A 285-nucleotide genomic window follows, 5' to 3' on the forward strand; every position below is an offset into this window, starting at 1 on the left:
CGGTGCCTTGGCTTGGACCGCACTTCCTTACTCCCTCAAATTCCTATGGGCCCGCCATCTCGACCAACGTCGTGCGCCGGTCGTTAGAAGCACCATGTCGCACCGTCAAGGCTGGATTGTCTTGTCTTCGATCATGGTCGCCATCTCTCTCCTAGGCCTTGTCCTGAGCGTTGTCGCTGGCAGCCTTCCGCTGATTGCACTGAGCTGCATCGCAGCAGCCTTTGGCGGTGCGACCCTGGATGCCTCAGTCGATGCGTTCCGGATCGAACAAGAGGCAGTGCACCA

At 59.3% G+C, this 285-nt stretch carries 1 pseudogene; it reads left to right on the forward strand.

From position 1 onward, the window contains the following. Positions 1–285: pseudogene (locus tag XpruCFBP8353_RS24590) on the forward strand (ABC transporter permease); the annotation flags it as partial.

Origin of the sequence: Xanthomonas prunicola (genome assembly GCF_002846205.1) — a bacterium.
Taxonomy (GTDB): domain Bacteria; phylum Pseudomonadota; class Gammaproteobacteria; order Xanthomonadales; family Xanthomonadaceae; genus Xanthomonas; species Xanthomonas prunicola.